The 25,582-nt window shown below is 65.6% G+C and carries 21 protein-coding genes; 6 read left to right on the forward strand and 15 right to left on the reverse strand.

All coding sequences use genetic code 11. The features are described from left to right. Positions 1–121: 121 nt before the first annotated feature. The 3 genes from J2Y54_RS00535 to J2Y54_RS00545 are packed head-to-tail and all read right to left on the reverse strand — an operon-like array spanning position 122 to position 2,615. The gene (locus J2Y54_RS00535) at positions 122–1,093 is read right to left on the reverse strand and encodes a DUF481 domain-containing protein (protein WP_310036069.1); all 972 of its coding nucleotides are present in this window, start codon (positions 1,091–1,093) and stop codon (positions 122–124) included. Between the two features lie 50 nt (positions 1,094–1,143). After that, positions 1,144–1,644 carry an RNA pyrophosphohydrolase gene (locus J2Y54_RS00540; RefSeq protein WP_310036070.1) on the reverse strand — a complete coding sequence of 167 codons (501 nt, stop codon included), beginning with the start codon at positions 1,642–1,644 and terminating at the stop codon, positions 1,144–1,146. Continuing rightward, entirely contained in the window at positions 1,641–2,615 is a 975-nt protein-coding gene (locus J2Y54_RS00545; RefSeq protein WP_405052854.1) for an alpha/beta hydrolase, read from the reverse strand. The genes J2Y54_RS00540 and J2Y54_RS00545 overlap by 4 nt, the downstream gene beginning before the upstream one ends. A gap of 466 nt (positions 2,616–3,081) precedes the next feature. Here J2Y54_RS00545 and J2Y54_RS00550 point away from each other — a divergent pair, with 466 nt between their 5' ends. Together J2Y54_RS00550 and J2Y54_RS00555 are read left to right on the forward strand one after the other, a co-directional pair. After that, positions 3,082–4,107 carry an aspartate-semialdehyde dehydrogenase gene (locus J2Y54_RS00550; protein ID WP_310036072.1) on the forward strand — a complete coding sequence of 342 codons (1,026 nt, stop codon included), beginning with the start codon at positions 3,082–3,084 and terminating at the stop codon, positions 4,105–4,107. Between the two features lie 10 nt (positions 4,108–4,117). Further along, entirely contained in the window at positions 4,118–4,741 is a 624-nt protein-coding gene (locus J2Y54_RS00555; protein WP_310036074.1) for a DUF2238 domain-containing protein, read from the forward strand. A 17-nt stretch (positions 4,742–4,758) separates the two neighbouring features. Here the strand turns inward: J2Y54_RS00555 and J2Y54_RS00560 are convergent, their stop codons facing one another. The 4 genes from J2Y54_RS00560 to J2Y54_RS00575 form a co-directional block, all read right to left on the reverse strand. Further along, entirely contained in the window at positions 4,759–6,717 is a 1,959-nt protein-coding gene (locus tag J2Y54_RS00560; RefSeq protein WP_310036077.1) for a methyl-accepting chemotaxis protein, read from the reverse strand. Between the two features lie 64 nt (positions 6,718–6,781). Further along, the gene (locus J2Y54_RS00565; protein WP_310036080.1) at positions 6,782–8,365 is read right to left on the reverse strand and encodes a DHA2 family efflux MFS transporter permease subunit; all 1,584 of its coding nucleotides are present in this window, start codon (positions 8,363–8,365) and stop codon (positions 6,782–6,784) included. A 9-nt stretch (positions 8,366–8,374) separates the two neighbouring features. Next, complete coding sequence (locus J2Y54_RS00570) at positions 8,375–9,436, reverse strand: HlyD family secretion protein (protein ID WP_310036082.1); 1,062 nt, start codon at positions 9,434–9,436, stop codon at positions 8,375–8,377. Beyond that, positions 9,429–9,872, reverse strand: a complete 444-nt coding sequence (locus J2Y54_RS00575; RefSeq protein WP_310036083.1) for a MarR family transcriptional regulator — start codon at positions 9,870–9,872, stop codon at positions 9,429–9,431. The genes J2Y54_RS00570 and J2Y54_RS00575 overlap by 8 nt, the downstream gene beginning before the upstream one ends. Before the next feature lie 129 nt (positions 9,873–10,001). Between J2Y54_RS00575 and J2Y54_RS00580 the strand changes: the two genes are divergently transcribed. Together J2Y54_RS00580 and J2Y54_RS00585 are read left to right on the forward strand one after the other, a co-directional pair. Beyond that, positions 10,002–10,751, forward strand: a complete 750-nt coding sequence (locus tag J2Y54_RS00580) for an alpha/beta fold hydrolase (protein WP_310036084.1) — start codon at positions 10,002–10,004, stop codon at positions 10,749–10,751. A gap of 64 nt (positions 10,752–10,815) precedes the next feature. Then, a complete protein-coding gene (locus J2Y54_RS00585; protein ID WP_310036085.1) occupies positions 10,816–12,642 on the forward strand; it encodes a M2 family metallopeptidase in 1,827 nt (608 codons plus the stop codon). Positions 12,643–12,704: 62 nt separating this feature from the next. On the opposite strand, the gene J2Y54_RS00590 is transcribed toward J2Y54_RS00585, so the two are convergent. From J2Y54_RS00590 to J2Y54_RS00605, 4 genes are all read right to left on the reverse strand, one after another. Continuing rightward, complete coding sequence (locus J2Y54_RS00590; protein ID WP_310036086.1) at positions 12,705–13,406, reverse strand: hypothetical protein; 702 nt, start codon at positions 13,404–13,406, stop codon at positions 12,705–12,707. A gap of 111 nt (positions 13,407–13,517) precedes the next feature. Further along, positions 13,518–14,954 carry an AMP nucleosidase gene (locus J2Y54_RS00595; protein WP_310036087.1) on the reverse strand — a complete coding sequence of 479 codons (1,437 nt, stop codon included), beginning with the start codon at positions 14,952–14,954 and terminating at the stop codon, positions 13,518–13,520. A gap of 113 nt (positions 14,955–15,067) precedes the next feature. Beyond that, the gene (locus tag J2Y54_RS00600) at positions 15,068–15,316 is read right to left on the reverse strand and encodes a hypothetical protein (RefSeq protein ID WP_310036089.1); all 249 of its coding nucleotides are present in this window, start codon (positions 15,314–15,316) and stop codon (positions 15,068–15,070) included. A 131-nt stretch (positions 15,317–15,447) separates the two neighbouring features. After that, a complete protein-coding gene (locus J2Y54_RS00605) occupies positions 15,448–15,927 on the reverse strand; it encodes a peroxiredoxin (protein ID WP_310036090.1) in 480 nt (159 codons plus the stop codon). Positions 15,928–16,034: 107 nt separating this feature from the next. Here J2Y54_RS00605 and J2Y54_RS00610 point away from each other — a divergent pair, with 107 nt between their 5' ends. Continuing rightward, positions 16,035–16,595 carry a YqgE/AlgH family protein gene (locus J2Y54_RS00610; protein ID WP_310036092.1) on the forward strand — a complete coding sequence of 187 codons (561 nt, stop codon included), beginning with the start codon at positions 16,035–16,037 and terminating at the stop codon, positions 16,593–16,595. Positions 16,596–16,658: 63 nt separating this feature from the next. Here J2Y54_RS00610 and J2Y54_RS00615 read toward each other — a convergent pair whose 3' ends face one another. Further along, positions 16,659–18,236 carry a hypothetical protein gene (locus J2Y54_RS00615; RefSeq protein WP_310036094.1) on the reverse strand — a complete coding sequence of 526 codons (1,578 nt, stop codon included), beginning with the start codon at positions 18,234–18,236 and terminating at the stop codon, positions 16,659–16,661. A 192-nt stretch (positions 18,237–18,428) separates the two neighbouring features. Between J2Y54_RS00615 and ahcY the strand changes: the two genes are divergently transcribed. Beyond that, entirely contained in the window at positions 18,429–19,841 is a 1,413-nt protein-coding gene (gene ahcY, locus J2Y54_RS00620) for an adenosylhomocysteinase (protein WP_310036095.1), read from the forward strand. A 62-nt stretch (positions 19,842–19,903) separates the two neighbouring features. On the opposite strand, the gene J2Y54_RS00625 is transcribed toward ahcY, so the two are convergent. From J2Y54_RS00625 to J2Y54_RS00635, 3 genes are all read right to left on the reverse strand, one after another. Further along, a complete protein-coding gene (locus J2Y54_RS00625; protein WP_310036096.1) occupies positions 19,904–21,496 on the reverse strand; it encodes a sulfotransferase in 1,593 nt (530 codons plus the stop codon). A 9-nt stretch (positions 21,497–21,505) separates the two neighbouring features. Further along, positions 21,506–22,291: a hypothetical protein gene (locus tag J2Y54_RS00630; RefSeq protein ID WP_310036097.1), complete on the reverse strand. Its 786-nt coding sequence runs from the start codon at positions 22,289–22,291 to the stop codon at positions 21,506–21,508. A gap of 88 nt (positions 22,292–22,379) precedes the next feature. Then, the gene (locus tag J2Y54_RS00635) at positions 22,380–25,532 is read right to left on the reverse strand and encodes a TonB-dependent receptor domain-containing protein (RefSeq protein WP_310036098.1); all 3,153 of its coding nucleotides are present in this window, start codon (positions 25,530–25,532) and stop codon (positions 22,380–22,382) included. Positions 25,533–25,582: the final 50 nt, after the last annotated feature.

The raw sequence follows: 25,582 nt of genomic DNA on the forward strand, positions 1-25,582 counted from the left end.
GGGGTGAACCCCCGGCAGCAGAAAAGTATCTTCTGTTACGGGACGGCGACGCGTGACCCCAAGGGTCGCGCAACAGTGGCGGAGCCCGCCGTCGGGATGGGAGCCAAGTTGGCTTTCGCGGTCAGAAATCCACCAGCAGTGACGCCCGCGTTGTCGTGTCGGTCGAGGTGCGGCCATTGGGCGGCGCGCTTTCATAGTTCACGGCGTAGGACATCTGGGTCGAGAACGGGCCGAACAGCTTGACGCGCAGTGCGGTCTTGCCGGTGATCGTGCTGTTCTGTTCCTGGATGAAGGCCGATGCGTCCTGGCTGAAGGTCACGCCCTTGCTCAGCTTCCAGTCGAGATCGAGTTTGCCGCGTGCAGCGATCTGACGCTCGGTCGGCGCAGTCACGAAATCAGTGTAGCGGAATGCCGGGCCGAGTTCGAGATCGAGCGTCAGCGCGGCAGACTTGACCGCCGAATAGCCGGCACCGGCCGATATTGCGTAACGCTCGTCAAAGCCAAGGAAGCGATCGCTTTCGAACTGCGCAGCGCCATAGACATAGGCGCGGTCGTCGATTTTCCAGTTGGGTTCGTAGGCGGCGAGGTAGCGTTCGCGGACCGTGCGGCCGAGGCTTTCCTGATAATCCGCCTGAACCCGCAACTTGTGGCGCCAGCGCAGGCCATCGCGCTTCAGGTCGAGCACGCCGGTCAGGCCGAGCAGGTCGGTATTGCCGGTGGTCAGATAGCCGCCCAGCTCGGCGCGGCCCTTCACCAGATCGAGAAACTTGGCTTCGCGCAGCCGGCGCTCGGCCGCTTCGCGACGTTCGCGCTTCCACGCGACGGCCGTTTTTTCGAACTGCGCCGCGCGTTCCTTGTCGGCTGCCTTGGCATATTTGACGATCGCGTTGACCGCCGCTTCGTCGCCGGCCTTCATCGCGGCATCGAGCATCGCCTTTACTTCGGACGAGCGTTCCACCGAAGCGGGCGGCGCTTCGTCCTGCGCGGCGGGGGCGGTCGGATCACCAGCGGCCGCACCCGGTGCCGCCGGGGCGGCAAGGGGGTCAGCGTTGCCCAGCAGCAGGGGGGCGAGGAGCAACAGCGATGGGGCCATGTAACCGGTTACTACCCGATTTCGGCGCGATGATCGAGGGGCGTTCAGCATCAGCCGGTCCCATTCCCGTCAAGACCGAGCGGTTCGGCGAAGATGCGCAGCAGATCGACATAGAGCGCGCGCTTGAACGGCACGATCACGTGCGGCAGCTCGCGCGGGTCGAGCCAGCGCCAGGCCCGGAATTCGGGCTCGGCGGTCGCGATGTCGATCGCGTCGTCGCCGGCCGTCAGGCGGAACAGGAACCAGCGCTGGCGCTGCCCGCGCCATTTGCCCTTCCACACCTTGCCCAGCAGATCGTCGGGGAGATCATATTGCAGTTCGACCTCGGGCGCCGCGACAAGGTCGACATGGTCGCGCGAGACCCCGGTTTCTTCCCACAGCTCGCGATAGGCGGCGTCCAGCGGATCCTCGCCCGGGTCGATCCCGCCCTGGGGCAACTGCCATGCCTCAAGCGTCGAATCGAGCCGCTGGCCGACGAACACCTGGCCGTGCGCATTGACCAGGATCACCCCGGCGCAGGGGCGGTAGGGCAGGGCATCGCGGTCGATCATGCGGCGGCCTGCGTCATCACACGGTTCGCCTCGGCCTCGTTCAGCAGCGCGCGGAATGCGACCAGCATGGATGCAACATCGCCCTGGGCCGAAGGGATCGCGCGGCGCAGCGTGATAAAGCCGTGGATGTTGCCGACTGCCTCACGGAACACGACCGGCACGCCCTCCGCTGCCAGCGCACCGGCATAGGCACGGCCCTGATCGCGGATCGGATCGAGGCTGGCGGTGAGAATGAGCGCGGGCGGCAGACCCTCCAGCGTGGCATGGCGCATCGGCGAGGCGCGCGGATGTTCGACATCGGCGGCATAGCAGGTGTTGAACCAATCCATCGCCTTGGCGGTGAGCAGATAGCCGTCGCCGAAATGGTCGGCCGAGGCATAGCTGCCGCCGACATCGGCCGCGGGGTAGATCAGCAGTTGGCCGATCACCGGCACTGCGGCGGGTGTGTCGCGCAGGTCGATTGCGGCGACTGCGGCGATCTGACCGCCCGCGCTGTCGCCCGCCAGCGCGATGCTGGTGACCGCGCGGCCGAGTTCGGCGGGGTTCGACGCGACCCAGCGTGCCGCCGCCTCGCAATCGTCGGACGCGGCGGGCCACGGGTTTTCGGGAGCGAGGCGATAGTCGACCGACACCACCGGAAGGTCGAGCGCGCGGCTCAATTCGGCGGTGAAGCTGGCATGGCTGTCGATATTGCCGATGACGAAGCCGCCACCATGGAAGAACAGCACGACCGGCCCCGGCTCGCGGCTCTCACGCACATCGAACAGGCGAGCCGGGATATCCCCCGCAGGACCGGGTATCGTCAGGTCCCTGACCGTCGCCAGTTCACCCTGGGGCAGATCGACCAGATCCTTCATCGCCAGATATTGCGCGCGATACGCCTCGGGCGTGGGCGGCCACGGCATTTCGGGCATCGCGGCAAGCATGTCGAGAAAGGCGCGGGTGTCGGGACGGACGAAATGGTCGGCCAAGATCGGGTCTCCTGTCGTGCGTTGGCGTTTGTTTCAGCAAAGCTGAAACGGCTGCGGCACCGGCCCGCTCCCCCACCCGGCCACCCATATAATACTAACGTTGGGTGGCCGGGTGGGGGAGCGGGCCGGTGCCGCGATTCAGCGCAGCTGAATCCAACACATCATAGCTCATAGGCGAGGGGGTGCGGCGGCGTCCACCCGCGCAACTCGCGCTTCGCCGTAACTAAAGAAGAATTTCGCTGTCCTGCACGCAATAGTGCTGCTAGGGGCGCGGCCATGTTTCGAAAACGGCCCATTATTACCACCCGGACCGTGACCCGCCGCTGACAGGCCGGTCGCGTGGGTCCGGGGTTCCGCCGCGAAACATTTCCGAAGGCTGGCCACGCTGGCCGCTGACTTCCCACCGAAGAATGACTATGTGGCTGCCCGTATTCCGGGCGGCTCGACCGCATGAAAGGGTCTATTGATGGGTTACCGTGTCGTAGTCGCAGGCGCCACCGGCAATGTCGGGCGCGAGATGCTCGCCATTCTGGCAGAGCGCGAATTTCCGATCGACGAGCTGGCGGTGCTCGCCAGCGCGCGCTCGACCGGCGACATGGTCGATTTCGGCGAGACCGGGAAACAGTATAAGATCCAGAATATCGAGCATTTCGATCCGACCGGATGGGACATGGCGCTGTTCGCGATCGGGAGCGAGGCAACCAAGGTGCATGCGCCGCGCTTTGCCGCAGCCGGATGCACCGTGATCGACAATTCGTCGCTCTATCGCATGGATCCCGATGTTCCGCTGATCGTGCCGGAAGTGAACCCGGAAGCGATCGATGGCTACAAGGCGAAGAACATCATCGCCAACCCCAACTGCTCGACCGCACAGATGGTCGTGGCATTGAAGCCGCTGCATGACGCCGCCACGGTCAAGCGCGTGGTCGTCGCGACCTATCAGTCGGTGTCCGGCGCGGGCAAGCAGGGCATGGACGAGCTGTTCGAACAGTCGCGCAACATCTTCGTCGGCGACAGCGCCGAGCCGAAGAAGTTCACCAAGCAGATCGCGTTCAACGTGATCCCGCACATCGACAGCTTCCTGGACGACGGATCGACCAAGGAAGAGTGGAAGATGGTGGTCGAGACCAAGAAGATCCTGGACCCCAAGGTCAAGGTCATCGCGACCTGCGTCCGCGTGCCGGTGTTCGTTGGCCACTCCGAAGCGGTCCATGTCGAGCTGGAGAATGAGCTGTCGGCCGAGGACGCGCAGAACATCCTGCGCGAGGCGCCGGGGGTGATGCTGGTCGATAAGCGCGAGGATGGCGGGTACGTCACCCCGGTCGAATGCGTCGGCGACTATGCGACCTTTGTCAGCCGCGTCCGTGACGATGCGACGGTCGAGAACGGACTCGCCTTCTGGTGTGTCAGCGACAATCTGCGCAAGGGCGCGGCGCTGAACGCGGTGCAGATCGCCGAACTGCTTGGCCGTCGTCACCTGAAGAAGGGCTGAGCCCAACCGAATGGGCCTCCCCGCCGCGCAACGCTGGTGGCTGCTCGCATGCCTGGCGGGCGTGCCGCTGAGCGCGGTGGGGGCGGCCTATCCGCCCAACACCTGGTTGCAGGTCGGGCCGGTCGTGGTCGGCGTGCCGCTGGCATGGTGGGCGCTGCACCGCTGGCCGTTCAGCACTGCCAGCGTGGCATGGGCATGCAGCTTCGTGCTGCTGCACCTGTTCGCGGCGCGCTGGACCTATAGCAGCGTGCCCTATGATGCCTGGGGGCAGGCGGCATTCGGCCTCAGCATCGACGCGGCGCTGGGCTTTCAGCGCAACATGTTCGACCGGCTGGTGCATTTTGCATCCGGCCTGTGTTTCGCGCTCCCGCTGGTCGAGGCGGGGATGCGCCATGCCGGGCTGACGCGGCGGATAGCGGTGACCTTCATGCTGCTCGCGGTGCTCGCGATCGGCGCGGTCTACGAGATCTTCGAGTGGCTACTGACGCTGGGCCTGAGCACCGAGGCGGCGGAGCAGTATAATGGGCAGCAGGGCGACATGTTCGACGCGCCGAAGGACATGGCGCTTGCTTTGGCGGGCGCGGTGGGGGCGCTGGTCGCGGATGTGACCCGGTCAAATGGCCCGGCCGACTGACCGACCGGGCCGACTGCTCAGAATTCATCCCAATCGTCGATGGCCGCAGCCGCGTTGCCCGTGCTCGCCGCGATCGGCAGCTTGGGACGGACCAGCGGCGCCGGCTCGGCCTTCGCGGCGGGCTTGGCCTTGGCCGACGACTTGGGCGCCGGCTTTGCTGCAATGGGCGCAGCCGCTGGCTTGGGCTGCGCGACCGCTTTGGCGGTCGGCGTCGGCTTGGGCTGGCTGACCGGGCGAGCGGGCGCGGCGCGAGCCGCCTGACCCGCATCGAACTGCGCCGCCTGCTCGGCCAGTGCGTTGACCTGCGCGAGGAGCCCGCGCGCAGCGGCAGAGGTTTGCTCGACCATCGCGGCATTCTGCTGCGTCGACTGGTCCATCGTGCCGATAGCGGCGGCGATCTGCATCATCGCTGCCGACTGCGAGCTGTTGTCGGTCGACATGGCGCCGACTAGGCCGTTGACCGTGCCCACGGTCTCGACGATGCGGGCCAGCGCTCCGTCGACGCTGCGCACGGCATCGACGGCGACGGCGACTTCCTCCTGCGTCAGGGTCAGCTGTTCGCGGGCGCGCTTGGCCTCTTCCTCGGCGCGCATCGCCAGTGCGGAGACGAGGTCGGCGACGACCGCGAAGCCGCGACCGGCCTCACCGGCGCGCCCCGCCTCGACGGCAGCGTTCATTGCCAGAACGCGGGTCTGGAACGCGATCTTGTCGAGGCCTTCGATCACGTCGTCGATGCCGCGTGCGCTTTCGCTGACGCGGCTCATCGTCGCGACGGCGCGCTCGGCGGTGGTGCGGCCAGATTCGACCACGCTGCTGGCTTCCTCGGCGCGGGTCACGGCGTCCTGCGCGGCGCGAGACATGATCTCGAGCCGGCCGTTGATCTGGGCGATCGCGGCGGTCGTTTCCTCGATGCTGGCTGCGTTGCTTTCCGAGCGACGCGCGAGATCGTCGGCCGCGGTCGAAATCTCGCCGGTGCCGGCCTTGATCGCCACGGTGGATTCGATCACCGTTCCGACCAGGCCGCGCAACGCCACCACGGCGTCATTGAAGTCGGTGCGCAGCGCTGCATATTGCGGGTCGAAGTCGGTGTCGATGCCGTGGGTCAGCTTGCCCTGCGCGACACGCTTGAGGCCATCGCCGAGCGCGCGCACGACCTTGTCCAACGCCTCCTTGTTCCGTGCAATCTCGGCCTCGGCAGCGGCACGGGCGGCCGAGGCTTCCTGCAGGATCGCAAGCGCGCGGGCCATTTCGCCGATCTCGTCGCCGCGTTCGGCACCGACAATCTCGGTGCGGGTATCGCCATCGGCGAGCCGGCGCATGCTGGCGATCATCGCGGTGATCGGTGCGAACAGGCGGCGACCGATGAAGAACTGAACGGCACAGCCGATCAGCAGCGCGGCGAGCCCGATTTCCTCGAGCATCACGATCAGGCCCGATGCGCTGCCCGCCACATCTTCCACCGGAATGCCGACATAGAGGATGCCGATCGTCTTGCCCGATGCGTCGCGGATCGGATCATAGGCGGTGTAATAGCTCTTGCCGAGAATGTCGGCCTGACCGCGATAGGGCTTGCCGTCGCGCAGCACCGCGTCGAACACCGGCCCGGGCGCCAGCTTGGTGCCGACTGCACGGCTGCCGTCATCCTTGACGACATTGGTGGCGATGCGCGTGTCGCCGAGGAAGATCGTCGCGGTGCCGCCGACAAGCGCCTTCACGCGATCAACCGGCGCATTGAAGCCGTTGAGCGGGCGGCCGTCGAGCAGCAGCCGCTCGCCTTCGACCGAGAAATTCTTGCCGTAGCGACCCAGCACTTCACGGGCCACGCCCATATTGGTTTCCTGGCGCTCCGCCGCACGGCTCTGCATGTCCTGATCGAGCGCCCATTGCGTCGTCACGACGAGCGACACGGCGAGCGTGAGCATCGCGAGGCAGGAGAGCAAGGTGATTTTGGTGGCGAGCGTGAGGCGGTTGAGCATGGGACCCGGACCCGGCTGGTTTTGGACTGGGTCCAATATAGACGGGCCGGACCGGAACCGGTCGTCAGTGACCGGCCGCTGCCGGGTCGTTCCGGACGGGTGCCCTGGGCCGCTTGAGGAACAGCACGAGCGGGATCGATGCCGCGGTGACGATCATCATCGCCTTGAAATCATTGAGATAGGCGATCATCGCCGCCTGCCGCGTCACTTCGGCATTGGCGAGCGCTAGCAGCATGTCGGTCTGGTTACTCACATTGCCAAGCAGGGCTGGGTCGAGCGTCTGCAGCCGCTCCGCCGTGATGTGCGGGGCGAGGTCGGCATGGGCCACCTGGCTGCTGCGCGCGAGGATGGTGGTGACCAGCGAAATGCCGATCGACGCGCCGATGTTGCGCGACAAGTTGGTCAGGCTTGCCGCCTCGGTCCGCTGGTGCGCGGGCAGGGTGGCAAAGGCCATGCCGTTGAGCGGCATGAAGATCAGGCCCATGCCCAGCCCCTGTACCAGGCCGGCGACGATGAACGGCGTCGATCCCATTTCGAGTGACCAGGTGGTCATGTCGTATAGCGACCAGGCCGCCATTGCGAAGCCGGTCCCGACCAGCAGGCGCGGGTCGACGCCGCGCGCCACCAGCCGCGCCGACAGCCCCATCGTCACGAGCACCCCGACCCCGCGCGGCATCATCAATAACCCGGTGTCGATCACGGGATAGCCATAGAGCGACTGAAGCATCGGCGGGAGCAGTGCCATTGTGGCCATCATCACGACCCCGACCACCTGCATGAAGGCGAGCGCGGTGACGAGGTTGCGGTTGCGCCACAGACTGCGTTCGAACATCGGGTTCCTGCCCGTCGCCATATGAACGACGAACATCCACAGCGCGGTGCCGGCCACGAGCGTTTCGATCCAGATTTCGGTCGAAGAGAACCAGTCGGCATGCTGGCCGCGGTCGAGCATCAGCTGTAGCGCACCGATGCCGATCGCAAGCAGCGAGAAGCCGAACACGTCGAAGGCACGCTTGCGCACCGGACGGCTGGGCAGCAGCCACCACAGGATGACGAGGCAGATCGCGCCAAGCGGCAGGTTGACGTAGAACACCCAGCGCCAGTTGAAATTCTCGGTCAGCCAGCCGCCGAGCACGGGGCCCAGGATCGGGCCGATCATGATGCCCATGCCCCACACCGCCATGGCCTTTTGCTGATCCTGCGGGCGGTTGATGTCGAGCATCACTGTCTGGCTGAGCGGGTTCATGAAGGCCGCCGCAATCCCCTGAAGGATGCGAAACAGCACCATCTGTTCAAGGCTTTGCGCTGCGCCGCACAGCGCGGAGGCGATGACGAAGCCGACGATCGAGATCAGGAACAGGTTGCGTGACCCGATGCGGTCGGACACCCAGCCGGTGATCGGGATCGCAATCGCCGAAGCGACGATATAGCTGGTCAGCACCCAGGTGATCGTGTCGGCGGTCGCCCCCAGCGAGGTCTGCATGTGCGGCAGCGCGACGTTGGCGATGGTGGTGTCGAGGATCTGGATGATCGTGGCCAGCATCACGCCGAAGGTCAGCAGCCCCTTGTTGCGCACTGGCAGCGCCGCCGCATCCGCAGCGGGCGGGGCAGGGGGCGCATCGGAGGCGGGGCGTGCTGCGCTGGCCATGGGTCGCGGTTACTGCCGCGTGTCGACGGTGACTTCGGCGGAAAGGCCAGCGATCAGCTGGCGCGGGCTCTGTTGGTCGATCGCGATGCGGACGGGTACGCGCTGCGTCACCTTGACCCAATTGCCATTGGCATTTTGTGCCGGGAGTACCGAGGTCTCGGAGCCGGTTTGCGAGCCGATCGACGCGACATGGCCCTTGAGCTTCAATCCCGGATAGGCGTCGAAGCGCACCTCGGCGGGCTGTCCGACGCGCATGTCGGCAAGGTCGGTTTCCTTGAAATTTGCCTCGATCCAGGCGTCGCGCGAGCGAACGATCGTCACGGCGGGCAGGCCGGACATCATCATCTGGCCTACCTGAAGCCGGTCGGCCTGGCTGATCACGCCATCGACCGGTGCACGCCGGGCCGTACGCTCGAGATCAAGCAGCGCCTTGGCCCGTTGCGCCTGCGCCGCCGCAATCGCGGGGTTCACGCCTGGCACCGCGCTGCCGCTCGACAGCTTGGCGCGCGCCTCGTCGGCACCGGCCAGCGCGCTCTGCAGCCCGGCGCGCGCCTGTTCGACTGCGTGGAGCGCCTGCTCGTAGCGCGCGCGGGTGGTGAACCCGCGGTCCATCAACGCCTTTTGGCGCGCATAATCCTCTTGCGCTGCGGCGATCCGGTCGCGCGCGGCCTGAATGTCGGCATCAGTGCCGGCATAGCTGGCCCGCATCGTCGTAACCTGAACCTGCGCATTGGCAATCGCCGCGTCGGCCTGCGCCAGCGCGATGCGATAGGGTTCGGGGTCGATGCGGAACAGCAGGTCGCCCGCCTTGACGGTCTGATTTTCCTTCACCGCCACCTCGACGATGCGCCCGGCCACGTCGCTGGCGACCGACACCTTGTCCTGCTGGACATAAGCATTGTCGGTCGAGACGGTGCCGCCCGACAGCGACCACCATAATGCAAGTGCCGCGATAACCACCAGCGGGACGCCGAACATCAGGATCGGCCGCAGCAGTGGGCGCTTCGGTTTCTGCTCCGCGACCGGGTCGGCGGCGGCAGCACTTTCGATGCGGGGGTCAGCGTCAGCCATTGGCGGCCTCGTTGAATGAGTCGGTCGAGAGATTGGCGCGCAACCGTTCGAGCGTGGCCTGAAGCCGTGCCTGGTCGTCGGGATCGATGCCGTGCGCTGCGTCGAGGAACATTGCGTCGGCGATCGCCTTGAGCTGCAACAGGATCGGTTGCGCAGCATCGGTGAGGTGAATGCGCCACATGCGGCGATCGTCGGGATCGCGGCGACGCTCGACCCAGCCGGCTTCTTCCAGCCGGTCGATCATCCGGCCGAGCGTAATCGGCTCGACTTCAAGCAGCTCGGCAAGCATGCCCTGATGGCTGCCCTCATGGCGCTTCAGCACGCTGAGCGTTCGCCATTGCTGGCGCGTGACGCCGATCAGGCGCGCACGTTCATCGAACCGCTTCCGCAACAAGCGGGACACGTCGCTGATCAGGAATCCGAGTGAGTCGGTCATGAGTAGCGACATAATAAGCATGCTTATAGAATGCCAGTGTTATAAGTTGCATTCTCGAACTGATCGGGTTGCAGGAAACGCAATCGATATGGGTTTCCTGCAGTTGCGATCCGGTGCATCAGGCCGACCATGATGCAGACATTCGAAACGTTCGACGGCCAGGCGCTGGTCTGGCGCGAAATCGGCGCAGGGCGCCCGCTGGTGCTGATCCATGGCTATTTCTCCGACGCCGAGACCAACTGGATCAAATATGGCACGGCAGCGAAGCTGGCGGAGGCTGGTTTTCGCGTCATCATGCCGGACCTGCGGGCCCACGGTGAAAGCGCGCGGCCGCATGATCCCGCGGCCTATCCGCCCGATGCGCTGGCGCAGGATGCCGAGGCACTGATCGCGCACCTGGGCCTGACCGATTATGATCTGGGCGGCTATTCGCTTGGCGCGCGGACGACGGTGCGCGTGCTCGCCCGGGGGATCGCGCCGCGCCCGCGCCGGGTCATTCTGTCGGGACTGGGTGATGAGGGCGTGACGGATACGGGGCGCCGCGTGGGTCATTTCCGCAGCGTGCTGACCGGGTTCGGCAGTTTCGTGCGCGGCGATCGCGAGTTCATGGCGCAGGCGTTCCTCAAGACCACCGGGGGCGATCCAAAGGCGCTGCTCGGCGTCCTCAACACGTTCGTCGACACGCCGGCCAGCGCGCTTGCGTCGTTCGACCTCCCGGTGCTGGTCGTGGCCGGGGCGGAGGACGATGAGGTCGGATCCTTTACCGGCCTTGCCGCCATGCTGCCCGACGCCCGCTTCGTCGAAATTCCCGGCAATCATATGAGCGCGGTCACCCGGCCCGAACTCGGCGACGCGATCGTAACATTTCTGACTACTTGACCGGTCGCTGGGCCAGGCGCAGTCTGGCGCCATCCAATCATTTACCTGTTACGAGAGGGACGCGATGATCCGCACCGGAATTTCCACGATTGCGCTGGCGCTGCTGCTGGCGGCACCCGGGTCGGCGCAGCAGCAGAAGCCGGCGGCGGCGGCGCCGACCGCTGCCGAGGCGGATGCATTTGTCGCGCGGGCGAGCAAGGAGTTCGAGGCGTTCGCGCACGACGATGCGCGGATCCAGTGGGTCTATTCGACCTATATCAATCAGGATACCGCCGCACTGGTCGCGAAGAGCGGAGCCAAGGGGACCGAGCTCGCGGTCCGGTTCGCGCTCGAGGCGGCAAAGTATGAGAAGGTGAAGGGACTGTCGCCGGATACCAAGCGGCAGCTCGACATCCTGCGCAGCGCAATCACCTCGCCCGCGCCGACGCGCGCGGGCGCTGCCGACAGCCTCGCCAAGCTGCAGACCGACATGCAGACCGTCTATGGCACCGGCAAGGGGACGCTGAACGGTCAGCCGATCAACGGCAGCGACATCGAAGCCGCGATGGGCACCAGCCGCAACCCCGCCGAGCTGAAGGAGATGTGGACCAGCTGGCATGACAATGTCGGTACGCCGCAACGCCAGGATTATCAGCGTTCGGTCGGCTTGCTGAACGAGGGCGCGCGCGAGCTGGGCTTCAAGGATGTCGGCGCGATGTGGCGGTCGAATTACGACATGCCGCCCGAGGAATTCGCGAAGCTGACCGACAAGCTGTGGAACGAGGTCAAGCCGCTCTATGAGTCGCTGCACACCTATGTCCGCTGGAAGCTGAACGAGAAATATGGCGATGCGGTCCAGTCGAAGACCGGGCCGATCCGCGCTGACCTGCTCGGCAATATGTGGGCGCAGGAATGGGGCAATATCTATGACATCGTCGCGCCGGCGGGGTCGGGTGATCTTGGCTTTGACGTGGGCGAGCTGCTTGTCGCCAAGGACTATGACGCGATCAAGATGGTCAAGGCGGGCGAGGGCTTCTACTCCTCGCTCGGCCTTGCGCCGATGCCCGAAACCTTCTGGCAGCGCTCGCAATTCGTGAAGCCGGCCGACCGCGAGGTGCAGTGCCATGCGTCGGCGTGGAACCTCGACAATGTCGACGACCTGCGGATCAAGATGTGCATCAAGGTGAATGGCGACGATTTCGTCACGATCCACCATGAGCTGGGCCACAATTACTACCAGCGTGCGTACAATCAGAAGCCCTTGCTGTACCGCAACGGCGCCAATGACGGGTTCCACGAGGCCATCGGCGATTTCGTCGCGCTGTCGATCACACCCGATTACCTCGTTTCGATCGGTCTGCTTGATGAGAGCAAGGTGCCCAGCGCGGACAAGGACACGGGGCTGTTGCTGCGCCAGGCGATGGACAAGGTCGCGTTCCTGCCGTTCGGCCTGCTGATCGACAAATGGCGCTGGGGCGTGTTCTCCGGCGGGATTCCGGCGACCGGCTATCAGGGCGCGTGGGACGCGCTGCGGCTGCAATATCAGGGGATCGTTCCGCCGGTGAAGCGCGACGAGACCAGGTTCGACCCCGCCGCGAAATATCATATCCCGGCGAACGTGCCCTATACCCGCTATTTCCTCGCCCGGTTGCTGCAGTTCCAGTTCTACAAGGCGGCGTGCGACCAAGCCGGCTGGACGGGGCCGCTCCACCGCTGTTCCTTCTATGGCAACAAGGAGGTCGGCGCGAAGCTGAACGCGATGCTGGAAATGGGCGCGTCCAAGCCCTGGCCCGAAGCGCTCGAGGCGTTTACCGGCAGCCGCGAAATGTCGGGTGCCGCGATGGTCGAGTATTTCGCGCCGCTCAAGGCATGGCTCGACGAACAGAACAAGGGCAAGCCGCAGGGCTGGTAAACCCAAGAAACGGCCGCCGCGATGCGATCGCGGCGGCCAGTCTTGGCCCGGCCGGCTTGGGATCAGCCGGGCAGCTTGTCCGGAATCGTGCCTTCATCGGCGATGCCGGCAGCGAAGGACGCGGAGCTATCGGTGCCGTCCGCCTGATGCGCGCGTGCGCCGCCCGGCGTGGTCGGCGGGGCCGCAGCGCGCCGGTCGCGCTTGAGGGCGTAGAACACGCCTGCCAACGTCGCGCCGATTGCGGCAGCGCCGCCAATCACCGTCGCAAAGAAATTGCGGTCGCCCATTTTTTCGCGCGTCTCCGCCACCAGCTGCGCGGGTCGCGACGCTGACACCGTGTCGCGCGCTGCCTGTGCTGCCGATGACAGGCGCGCCGAGGCGGTCTCGAGCGTGCCGGCACTCGCCGGAGCCGCAGGCGGCGCAGTCTTGGCGCGCGACTTGGGGGCGGCAGGCTTGCGCGCGGCAGCGGTGCGCCGCGGCGGCGGAGCCTCGTCCGCAGCCGACGCGGCGGGCTTGCGCGGCGTGGCAGGCTTGGCCGGTGCGCGCTTGGCCGGGGCGGCCTTGCGCGCGGCGGCTGGCGTCGCGTCCGGTGCAGGAGCGGTCGCGGCAGGCTTCGGCTTGCGCGCCGTTGTCGCTGGCTTGGCTTCCGCCGGCGGCGCATCGGTCGCGCTCTTGGGCGCCGGAGCCTTGCGCGGGGCCCGCTTCCGGGGCGGCGCGGGCGACGCGCTTGCGTCGTCGGTGGTCGTGGTCGGGGCTTTGGCCATCACGCAACTCCAGTGGTTTCGTGGCTGAAACCAACCTCAGCCAATTCGGTTTCGCGCGTCAATCAAAAGCGGCCCCGGAACCCGTCCCGCCGTAGCGGGACGGGCCGCCGATTACCGGAATGGCGGTTCGTTGAACGCGCGCAGCTTGCGCGAATGGAGCTTGGCGCCCTCGCGCCGCAGCTCCTCGCACGTTTCGATCCCGATCTTGAGATGCTCGGCAATCGCGCGTTCGTAGAAGCGGTTGGCCTGACCCGGCAGCTTGAGCTCGCCGTGCAGTGGCTTGTCCGAAACGCACAGCAACGTGCCATAGGGGACGCGGAAGCGATAGCCCTGTGCCGCCAGCGTCGCACTCTCCATGTCAACGCCTACCGCGCGGCTGAGGGAGAAGCGGAGCGCCGAACGCGAGAAGCGCAATTCCCAGTTGCGATCGTCGGTCGTGACGATCGTGCCGGTGCGCAATCGCCGCTTGAGCTCATCGCCCGATTGACCGGAGACGGTTTCGGCCGCGCGGGCAAGCGCCTGTTGTACCTCGGCGATCGCCGGAATCGGAATTTCCGGCGGCAGCACGTCGTCGAGGACGTGGTCGTCGCGCAGATATGCATGGGCAAGCACATAGTCGCCGATGCGCTGGCTCGGGCGCAGACCGCCGCAATGGCCGATCATCAGCCACGCCTCGGGCCGCAGCACGGCGAGGTGGTCGGTGATCGTCTTGGCATTGGATGGGCCGACGCCGATATTGACCAGCGTGATCCCGCTGCCGTCTTCCGCCATCAGATGCCAGGCGGGCATCTGGTGGCGGCGCCACGCGCTGTCGGTGAGCAGCATGTCCGGATCGTCGCCCGCCTTGAACACGATGCCGCCCGGTCCGGACACGCCGGTATAGCGACTATTCTCGCCGACCTGCTCCGCCGCCCAGCGGACGAACTCATCGACATAGCGGTGATAGTTGGTGAACAGGATATATTGCTGCACATGCTCGGTCGGCGTGCCGGTGTAATGCCGCAGCCGCGCCAGGCTGAAATCGGTGCGCAGACCGTCGAACAGCGCCAGCGGGCGGGTTCCGTCCTGGCTGATCCAGCTGCCATCGGCAATCTCGTCGCCGATATGCGCAAGCTCGGTCGCCGGGAAATGCCGGGCGAGTTCGAGCACCGAGACCTGATCCATTTTCAGCACATGGCTGGGATCGATAACATACGGGAAGGGGATTTCCTGCCGCCCCACGGCAGCGGTGACCTCGACGTCATAATCCTCGATAAGCAACGTGAGCTGCTCGACCAGATAGTCGGCAAACATCGCCGGACGGGTAACGCTGATCGCATACTCGCCCGTCTCGACCAGGCGACCGAAGCTGCGGGCCGGGGTGGGGCGGTCAATTTCGTTGTGATAGCGGACGCGGATTTCGGGATAGGCGAAGCTGCCATCCTGACGGCGCTCCGGATCCGGTGCGGTCCCGTCTGTCAGATACCGGTCGAGTGCCTCACGCAGATTGGTGACGGAGGCGGTGTGGAGCCGATCCAGCTCGGCGACGATCTGTTCTGCTTGTGTCATCTTCCACGGCTAATGTGGCGCGATGACATTGGCAAGACCGGTCGATGACAGGAGCGCTGCACTGCAATGCCGAAGGCGCGGCAGGCCGGCGAAGCGCCGGCCTGCACACAACGTCATTCCGCGTCGTCGTCCTTGTCCAGCAGCTTGCTGATCCCGAACGCGGCGCCTGCAACCGCTGCAGCAGCGCCCGCGGCAATCGCCGCCGTGGCGACGGGATTGGCCTTGGCCGCTTCGACCAGGTCGTCGACGACCTCACCGATCGTCTCACCTGCCTCGGTCAGCGCTTCCTTGGCCTGATCGAGCAGGCTCGTCTCGCCGCCAGTGGTCACGGCGGTCTTTTCCGTCTCGGCTTCTGTGCTCATGTCGAGTCTCCCTTCAGCAAGGACAACAGCTTCGTCTTGCGGCGGTTCCGCGGTCAAGCTCGGACCGCCGCACGACTGAAGCCGTTAGTCCATTGTCCGGTCGCCCGGGTCTATCCGGGGATCACCGGAGCTCAGAGATTTTCGAGCAGATGCTCGGCCGAGCTGACCTTGAACTCGCCGGGCGCCTCGACATGCAGTTGCTCGACCACGCCATCATTGACCAGCATCGAATAACGCTGGCCGCGCGTGCCCATGCCGAAATTGCTGCCGTCGAATTCGAGCCCGACAGCCTTGGCAAAGGCGCCATTGCCGTCGGAGAGCATCGTCACGCTGCCGGCATCGGCGCTCTTGGCCCATGCGCCCATGACGAAAGCGTCGTTGACGGCGGTGCAGGCGATTTCATCGACGCCCTTTGCCTTCAGCGCATCGGCTTTTTCGACATAGCCGGGCAGGTGGCGCGCCGAGCAGGTCGGGGTGAACGCGCCGGGGACCGAAAAGAGCGCGACCTTGCGGCCAGCGAAAAACTCGTCGGTGCTGACCTGCTCGGGGCCATTCTCGGTAGCCTTCACAAAGGTGGTGCTGGGCACGCGATCGCCGATCTGGATCGTCATTGGGGTCTCCTCTCGTTCCGCGGAACTGCGGTTCGTCGTCCAAGTGGCATGGATTACGCAATTTTCAAGCGTGGCGGAGCGCCCTTCGCGGCCCTATGATAGATGGCATGGACGAGGCCAGCTTTCTCACCGGGCAACTCCTGCTCGCCTTGCCGGGGATCGGCGATCCGCGGTTCGAGCGCGCGGTGATCGCGATGTGCGCGCATGACGAACAGGGCGCCCTGGGCGTCGGGATCGGGCATGAACTGGACGGCCTGCGGCTCCATGACCTGCTCGCGCAGTTCGGAATCGAGTCCGGCGCCGCACCGGACGCCCCGGTCCATTTCGGCGGGCCGGTCGAGCCGCGCCGCGGCTTCGTGCTGCACTCCACCGACTGGGGCGGACAGGATACGATCGACGTCGCCGGGCGCTGGGCGCTGTCCGGGACGGTCGATGTATTGCGCGCAATTGCCGATGGCACCGGTCCGGCGCGCTGGGTCGTCGCACTGGGCTATGCCGGCTGGTCGGAAGGGCAGCTCGATGCCGAGATGACCCGCCACGGCTGGTTCAACGTTCCCGGCGACGATGCGCTGTTGTTCGGGACCAGCGCGCCGAAGCGCTGGGCGGAAAGCTTCGCCAAGGCCGGGATCGATCCCAGGCTGCTGGCGAATGACGGTGGGACGGCCTGAGGCTCCCGTGCCCGGCCGCTATCCGCGCAGTGTGTCGCGCGCGAATACCGGCCGGATCCGTGCTTACTTCTTGGCCTTCGCTTCCGCCCGGATCGTTTCGGGTGAGGGGATGACCGGAGAGAGCGCGGCGATCACCTGATCGGCATCGGCGAACATGGGGTCGGACAGGCCGGGATCGCCCTTGTTCCCGGTGATGAACGCCGCCAGCACCAGCCGGTCGCCGACAATCGGGAGCATCGCGAAGCCCTGATGCCCGCGCGATTTGGCGAGCAGCGCCGCGTGGAGCGCATAGGCCGGGAACAGCGCGTCAAAATCGGCGCCATAGTAGAACATCCGTTCCATCTTCAGCTTCGATTTGCTGTCGTCCTTCAGCTCCAGCACCAGCTTCGACTTGTCGGTGCGCCATACCTGCTTGGACAGGTTGCGATAGGCGGCGGCCGAGTCGACCGAGGGGATCAGGCGGAACAGCGTGGCGTTGTCGCTGTCCTTGGCCAGCGCCTCGGCGCGGCGGGTATCCAACCGCTCCTGCCACAGCGCCTCGGGCGTGCGCGACAGGCCGCCGATCAGCTCGTCGGTGCTGGCACCGGTGCGCAGCCGCCGGGTCACCTCGACCACGCTGCCGAACGAAGCGGCGACCCATTGCGAGCGCGCGGCGAACAGGCGGCGCGCCGCCGCCAACTCGCCGCGCTGGGTCTGGCGGATGATGCCATGGAGATCGAAAAGCTCGACGATCTCGCTCGCGTCTTTTTCGGTATCGCCAGCCGCGCGGCGCTGTTCGGCATTGGCGCGCGCCTCGGCGATGCGGGTGTCCGACAATTCGGTATTGCCGGCCAGCGCCAGCGCGATGGCGGCGCGGGCGATGGTGGAGCTGCTGCGCGATTCCGGGACGGTGCGCTTGTTGAAATCGACGTTCGCCTCGCGGATCGCGGCGGCTTCGGCAAAGCGGCCCCATTCTTCGAGCCGGTCGGCCTGCGCCGCAGTCCCGAGGCCGAGGCGGCTGCGCCACCCGCGGAACTCCGCCTCACGCGGTGATTCTGCCGGGTCGATCAGCAGATAATCGGGGACGCTCAGCAACGGCGTGAGCAGGAATTGCGCATCGCCGAGATTGCGCAGCGCCCGCTCGCGCGCCTCCACCGGCTTGCCCGCGCGATAGAGGGCGGCGGCGGCGATCAGGTCGAACGCGCGCCCCTGCGACCGGACATAATAGGGATTGGCCATGAACCCGGCGGTTTCAGCCTGCGATCGGGCGAGTTCAGCATCCGCGATCGCGCCGTCATAATCCTTCGCCTCGATCCGGTGGATGGCGCGGCCGAGGATCAGGTTGACCCGGCGATAGTCGTTGGTCTCGCGCTTTTCACCGTCGATCAGCGTCGAGCAGATCGCGACCCCCTCGGCACCGAACTTGCGCTTGCTGGGATCGGCATTCTCCGGCGGCGGGGCGAACAAGGCCAGCAGGGTGACCGCGCCGATCAGGCGGGCGGCGGTCTCGCCCGCGCTCATATTGTTGGGGTTGCCGTCGCACTGAACATGCAGGGAGGGCCCTTTTTCGGCCTTGGCCGCTTGAGCCAATGCGGGGGCCGACCCCATGCACGCGACCATCAGCGCCAGCGCGGCCGCGCCGGTGTTCGACCGAATCTTCATTGCAGAGCCCCCAAAACCGTTCGATCAAAGACGTGCCAGTGGGTGATTTGCCTGTCAACGCGCCGTATCGGCCAGCTCGGGAAGCGCCATATAAAGATATCTTTATGTTCTGTTTGCGCATCGACGGCTGATCGGCTAGGGGCGCTGGCAGGGCCGTGGGCATACTGCGGCAAGCATTTCATTAGCCGGAGAATGATCGTGGCCACCGTGCTCGACCCCAAGGATTACGTCATCAAGGATCTCAGCCTCGCTGCCTTTGGCCGCAAGGAAATCGAGATCGCGGAAACCGAAATGCCGGGCCTGATGGCGCTGCGCGAGGAATTCGGTGCGAGCAAGCCGCTGAAGGGCGCGCGCATCACCGGCTCGCTGCACATGACGATTCAGACCGCCGTGCTGATCGAGACGCTGAAGGAACTCGGCGCCGAGCTGCGCTGGGCGACCTGCAACATCTATTCGACCCAGGACCATGCCGCTGCCGCAATCGCCGCCGCCGGCATCCCCGTGTTCGCCGTCAAGGGCGAGACGCTGGAGGAATATTGGGACTATGTGATCCGCATCTTCGACTGGGGTCAGGACCAGACCTGCAACATGATCCTCGACGACGGTGGCGACGCCACCATGTTCGCGCTGTGGGGCGCGCGCGTCGAGGCGGGTGAAGAGCTGTTCACCCCGTCGAACGAGGAAGAGGAAATCTTCGTCGCGACGCTCAAGCGCTTCCTGGCCGAGCGTCCGGGCTATCTCACCAAGACCGTCGCGAACATCAAGGGCGTGTCGGAAGAGACCACCACCGGCGTGCACCGCCTGTACGAGCTGTCGAAGAAGGGCAAGCTTCCGTTCCCGGCGATCAACGTCAACGACAGCGTGACCAAGTCGAAGTTCGACAACCTTTATGGCTGCAAGGAGTCGCTGGTCGACGCGATCCGTCGCGCCACCGACGTGATGCTGGCCGGCAAGGTCGCGGTCGTCGCCGGCTTCGGCGATGTCGGCAAGGGTTCGGCGCAGTCGCTGCGCAATGGCGGCGCACGTGTGCTGGTGACCGAAATCGATCCGATCTGCGCGCTGCAGGCGGCGATGGAGGGCTTTGAGGTCGTGACGATGGAAGAGGCCGCTCCGCGCGCCGACATCTTCGTCACCGCCACCGGCAACGAGGGCGTGCTGACCGTCGATCACATGCGCGCGATGAAGAACATGGCGATCGTGTCGAACATCGGCCACTTCGACAGCGAGATCGAGATCGCCGGCCTCAACAACATGAAGTGGACCGAGATCAAGCCGCAGGTCGACGAGGTCGAGTTCCCCGACGGCAAGAAGATCATCGTGCTGTCGAAGGGCCGCCTGGTGAACCTGGGCAACGCCACCGGTCACCCGTCGTTCGTGATGTCGACGTCGTTCACCAACCAGGTGCTGGCACAGATCGAACTGTGGACCGCGTCGGAGAAGTACAAGAACGAAGTCTATGTTCTGCCGAAGCATCTCGACGAAAAGGTCGCGGCGCTCCATCTCGAAAAGCTGGGCGTGAAGCTGACCAAGCTGAGCCAGAAGCAGGCCGACTATATCGGCGTGCCGGTCACGGGTCCGTTCAAGCCGGATCACTACCGCTACTAAGCGGCGGTCAGTCCGAAACAGAAAAGGGGCGCTTCCGGGTTCGGAAGCGCCCCTTTTTGCTGTCAGTCGCTCGCGAGCGCGCCGAGTTCCTCGCGGAGCGGGCCGAGCCATTCGGCATAGGGACGCCAGATGTCGAACCCGTCCCGGTTGAGCGGGCGGCGCACCTGCTCGCTGCTGGGCGTGCGAACGACGCGGTCGAGCGTGTGGAATTGCAGGATCGAAGGATCCCAGTCGAGCCCGAGATAGGCAAGCGCCGGACGCAGCTGCGGTTCCGGATCCGCAACCATCGCAGCATAGTCGATATGGTGGACAAGCCCCGGCGCGACCCGGTCGAGGTGGGTCATCAGCCGCCGATAATCGACATAGCTGCGCCCGATGTGCCGCAGGTCGAACGACGAGGCGTGCGCGCTCGAAAACAGCTGGGTATAGTTGGAGAAGCAGCAGTCCATCGCGTCGCGGCGAATGTCGAGGAACCGGGCCTGGGGCAGGATCCGCTTCAGGAACAGCAGGTTGCTCCAGTTGTGTGGCAGCTTGTCGATGAAAAACCGGCGGTCGGTGCGGCGGTGTTCGGCAGCCCGACGCAGATAGTCTTCGCCCAGCACGCGCGCCTGATCGTCGGTCAGGCTGCGGGTAAGTTGCGGCACGGTCATCGGCCCGCGCCGCGTGGCCAGTTCGATCGCCGAGCGCAGGATGGCGGGGCCATAGGGAAGCTCGCCCACCGGCTCCAGTTCGGGGTGGCTCCCGAGCATCTGTTCGAGCAGGGTCGAGCCCGACCGCGGCAGGCTTACGATGAACACCGGCACCGAACCGTCGCCGACCGCGTCCTGCGGCATGCGCGCGATGAAGTCGGCATCGATGGTCCGTTCGATCTCGCCGATCTCGTCGGTCAGTTCGGCCGGATCATATTGCAGGCTCGCGGCGCGCTGGTCATTGCCCTTCGCATAATGGGCAAAGGCCTCGGCATAGCGCCCGCGATCATGCAGCGCCTTGGCCATCGCGAAATGCAATGGCGCGCTGTTGCGGGGATCGATCGCGATGTCGATACCGCGCGCGATCTGCTCAAGGTCCTGATCGGTCAGCACCTTGCGCTTGATGCTGGCGAGCGCCCACCATGCCTCGCCAAACTCGAAATCAGCCTCGGCCGCGCGTCGGTAAGCGGCAACCGCCTCATCGACTCGACCCATCGCGCGCAGGATATGGCCAAGCGGGATCAGCAGGCTGGGCTGCGTGTCGCCCGCTTGCTCCACCAGCTGCTGCTGAAGCGCGAGCGCCTCTTCATGGCGACCAAGCTTGTCGAGCAGCGCGCTGCGGGCGGAGGGGATTGAGAGGTCGGAGACTTCCTGCTCAAGCGCCTCCATCAGCGCGAGCGCCTCGGCGGGGCGTTGCTGCTGGTTGTACACGGCCGCCAGTTCGCGCCGTGCGTCGGGGCCGGTCGCCCCGAACGCGATCGCCTGACGCAGAAACTGCTGGGCTTGCTCGAGCGCGCCCAAGCGGTTGGCGATCGACCCGAGCATGGCCAGCCCGTCAGGGTCGCGCGGGAAGCGACGCAGATGGTCCATCACTTCACGCGCCGCCGCCTCGGGCTTTTCGGCCGCAAGCAGGGTGCGGGCGCGGGCGAGGGCAGGGCGGGTCGAAACGGTGTCGGCGTGGTTCATCCGGCCAGTCTACGCATATCCCAGCAGGGCGCGAAGACCCGGCGCATTGAAATCCACCAGTGCCCGATGCCGGTCACCCAGCCTGTCGGGCAGTTGCTTGGCGATTCCGGTAAGATTGTCGCGCGCCGTGCCGCTCTGCGCTGGGTCGGCGCCGATGCGCACCCGCGCCTGCCAGTCATCCGGTACGGCGATCCCGCAGGCCGCGAGCAGCGCCGCGAAGAACGTGGCCGCAGCGTCAGTGTCCGGCACCCTGGCGTGTGCGACGAGCTCCTCGAACCGGACCGGATAGACCTGCGAGCCGAACCATGCCGCGACATTCAGTTCGTACATCGCGTGCAGCGAGGGTTGCTTGCCGGGAATGCCGAAGATCATCATCGTCAGCAGCTCGTCGATGCCGAGTGCGCCGGACTTCAGGAATTCGACATTGCCGCTGAACTGTTCGGAGAGGAAGAAACGCGCCTGCGCGATCACCCAGTCATAGGGGTCGCGGTAGAGCAGGATACGCCGCGTCGGCGCGGTTTCGATGACCGAGGCATCGGCGAAGAACAGGTGGCCCCAGCTGAGCTTGGGCGCGTTGGGGTCGAACGCGGCGCGGTGGCGCTGCAGCGTCGGCCACTGGATGAAATCGGCCTGATATTGCTGATCGACCGGAACGAACATCCGCAGGATGTTGCGAAGCAGATGGCTGCCGCTTTTGGGCAGGCTGTTCAGGAATATGGGCTGGGTAAGCGGGGCCTGATCGAACTGGCGGTTCGCATCATCCAGCGTGTCGGGGTTTACCAGGACTTGCGGCATTGCGCGGCCCGACTCCTTGTAATCCACAACAGGAAAACGGGCGACATGTCGCCATGACGCCCGTTCCCGTTGTTGATGGTGTCTCGGATCAGAACTTGGCCGAGACGTTGACGAAGGCGCGACGCCCGACAAAGCTGTACTGCGACGCGGCGACGACCGGGCCGAGCAGGCTGATCTGGCCACCGTTCAGCACCGACACGCGCGGCGGGCGGGTGTTGAACAGGTTGCTGACGCCCAGCGTGATTTCGAACTTGTCGGCGACTTCCTGCGTAATCGACGCGCTGTGGTAGAAGGTCGCGTCGGTGGTCAGAACCGGGCAGTAGGTGCCGCGGATCGGCACGCCGTCGCCGCGATCGCCATTCACACACAGGTTCCCGCCATTGTCGTCGAGGTAATCGGCGACGTCTGACGTGCCGCCGATCACGTTCATGCTGTAGAAGAACGTGGTCCCGCTGCTCGGCAGGTTCCAGGTCAGACGGAAATCGCCGACCCACTTGGGCGACCCGGCTTCGCCATTGTCGGTCTGAACCGGCGAGGTCGGCAGCAGCTGGAAGTTGTCGCGGGTCTGCCAGGTCATGTCGGCGGTGAAGCTGATATTGCCCCACGAGCCGAGATCGCTGCGGATATTGGCCGTCAGGTCGACACCGCTGTTCTGCTGGCTGGCGATGTTGATGTACTGATCCGACACCGTAGCGATGTTGTACGGTGCGCCGGTCTGGCCGCGCGTGAAGAGCGAGCAGAGCGGATCGGTCGGGAACGACAGCGAGTCGTAGCAGCCGTAGATGATGCTTGCAGCGCCCAGCTGGGCGACCTGGCCCGACACCTTGATGTCGAAATAGTCGACCGCGATGTTGATGCGCGTACGGCTGCCGAGGAAGTCGAACTTCGGCGTCAGCACACCGCCCACGACCAGCGCCTTCGAGGTTTCCGCCTCAAGGTTGCCGATGCCGCCCTGCGACGACACCGTCGCGGTGACGCCCGACCCGTTATAGGTCGTCGGAATGCCCTGAGCGACGCAGTTGTCGCGCTGGCGCTGGTTGATCCGACCGTTCAGGAACGCGTTGGTGTAGCCCGCGCACGGATCGATATCGCGCGAGTTTGCGAAGCTCGTCTCGTTCGCGAGGAACTGCTCGAACAGCGCCGGCGAGCGGTACGACGTGCCGTAGCTGCTGCGGAAACGGAGCCAGTCGGTCGGGGCCCAGTTACCGCCGATCTTGTAGGTCCAGTTGCCGTTGTCGCTGTCGGAGAAGCCGTCCGAGGTCCGCGTCGAGGTGACGTTGGTCACGCGCCCTGCCGCCGAGAACGACAGTTCGTGAACGAACGGAATGTCCTTGAGCAGCGGAATGCTGACTTCGCCGAACGCTTCCCAGGTCTTGCTGTAGCCAGCGGTGATGCCCGAGGTCGATGCACCCCAGGCGTTGCCGGCGCGCGTGATCTCGCCCGGCGTGTCGTTGATCTCGTCGCGACGGAACGCGGCGCCGAGCGCAACGCCCAGCATGCCGCCCGGCAGCTTGAACAGGTCGCCGGTGATCGCACCTTCACCCGTCCACTGGGTGTAGAGGGTGCGGCCTTCTTCCCAGTCGAACAGATACGCCTTCTGCGCATCCGTCAGTTCGCCGCGCAGGAAATAGGGGTTGGTCCACGGAATATCGATGCACTGGCGACCCGAAACCGGGGTCACCATGCCGACGCACGAACCGATCGCGCCAAAGCCCTGCTGGGTGCTGATGTCATAGGCATCCTGCAGGATCTGCTGGTTGCGATAGCGGCCGATGCTGCGGCTGTACTGGCCGTAGACTTCCCACTTCCAGTTGTCCGCCGCGCCGAACGATCCGCGGAGACCCGCGACGCCGCGATAATAGTCGACCTTCTGGCTGCTGTCGCTCTGATCGGTGATCGCGGTCGGGCTGATCAGGTTCACGCCGCCAAAGCCGCCTGCCCAGTAGTTGTACAGGTTGCCGCCAGGATTATAGCCGTAGAGGTCGCCGGTGTACCCGAAGCTCCAGAACTGGCGCCAGCCATTCTGGTAGGTTTCACGACGGTTGAACAGGAATTCGCCGAACAGCTCGATCGAGTCGGTCAGCTCCTGCGAACCTTCCGCGAAGATCGTGTAGAGATCGCTCTTCGGGATGATCGTCGATTGCTCGACGAACGGGTGGTAGGCGTTCTGCACCGCCAGCGACGCAGTGTCATAGCCGGTCGGGAACCAGCCGGCCGGCGCGGTGAAATCGCCCGGATAGGCCGGGGCGCCATAGGTCGGGATGCCCAGCGACTCGCCCGGATACTGATACTGAAGCAGCACGGTCGCGTTGCGGAACGACGTGTTGCGGCCGGTGTTCGGACCACCCGGGCCGTCCAGCTGCAGGTTGTCGATCAGGTTGTAGGTCCAGATGTGGCCCCAGCGCAGATCCTCGCACGCATAGTTGCCAGTGCGCGGGTCGATCAGGTCGGCGCGCGAGCCATCGGGACGGAAGGTATAGGCTTCGGGGCAGGCGAGGTAGTCGCGGTCACCGCGGGTCAGCTCGTTCTGGTGCCAGTAATCGGCACCGATCAGGAAGTGACCGGTGTCCCACTTCTTCCCGTAGATCGCGTTGATGCGATAATTCTCGCCGCCGCCGTCGAACGGGGTGGACACGTTGCCCGAGAGCTGAAGCCCGTCGATGTTGCTCTTGGTCGTGATGTTGACCACGCCGGCGACTGCGTCCGAACCATAGACCGACGACGCGCCGGTCTTGAGGATGTCGATGCCCGCAGCGAGCGAGGCAGGAAGAACGTTGAGGTCGAACGACGAGACGCCACCGCGCGTACCGGCCGGACCGGCGCGACGCCCGTTGAGCAGCACAAGCGTGCGGTTCGCGCCCAGACCGCGAAGGTCGATGGTCTGCGAGCCGGGGCCGCCATTGGTGACGAAGTTGGACGAGATGGCCGCCGTGATCTGAGTCGAGCCGGCCGCGATCGGGCTGCTCTGCAGCATCGAGGCGATGTCGGTCTTGCCTTCCTTGGACACCAGTTCGGGGTCGATCTGTGCGATCGGATCGGGGCTGTTGAACGCCGTGAGGCCGCGGATGCGCGAGCCGGTCACGACCACTTCGCCTTCGACCGGGGCCTGGGCGGTGGTGGGTGCCTCGGGCTCGTCCGCGGGCGCATCCTGCGCGAAGGCAGGCGCGAGGCCAGCAACGCTCAGCCCAAGAATCGCGACGGTCCGGAGCGCCGTTGCGCCCAGGAAGCTGGTTTTCGCCATTTAGTGTCCCCTATTTCACCTGATGCGGAAGTTTGTTGCCGCATTGCAGC

The sequence above is a fragment of the Sphingomonas sp. BE123 genome, from assembly GCF_031456015.1.
Lineage (GTDB): Bacteria > Pseudomonadota > Alphaproteobacteria > Sphingomonadales > Sphingomonadaceae > Sphingomonas.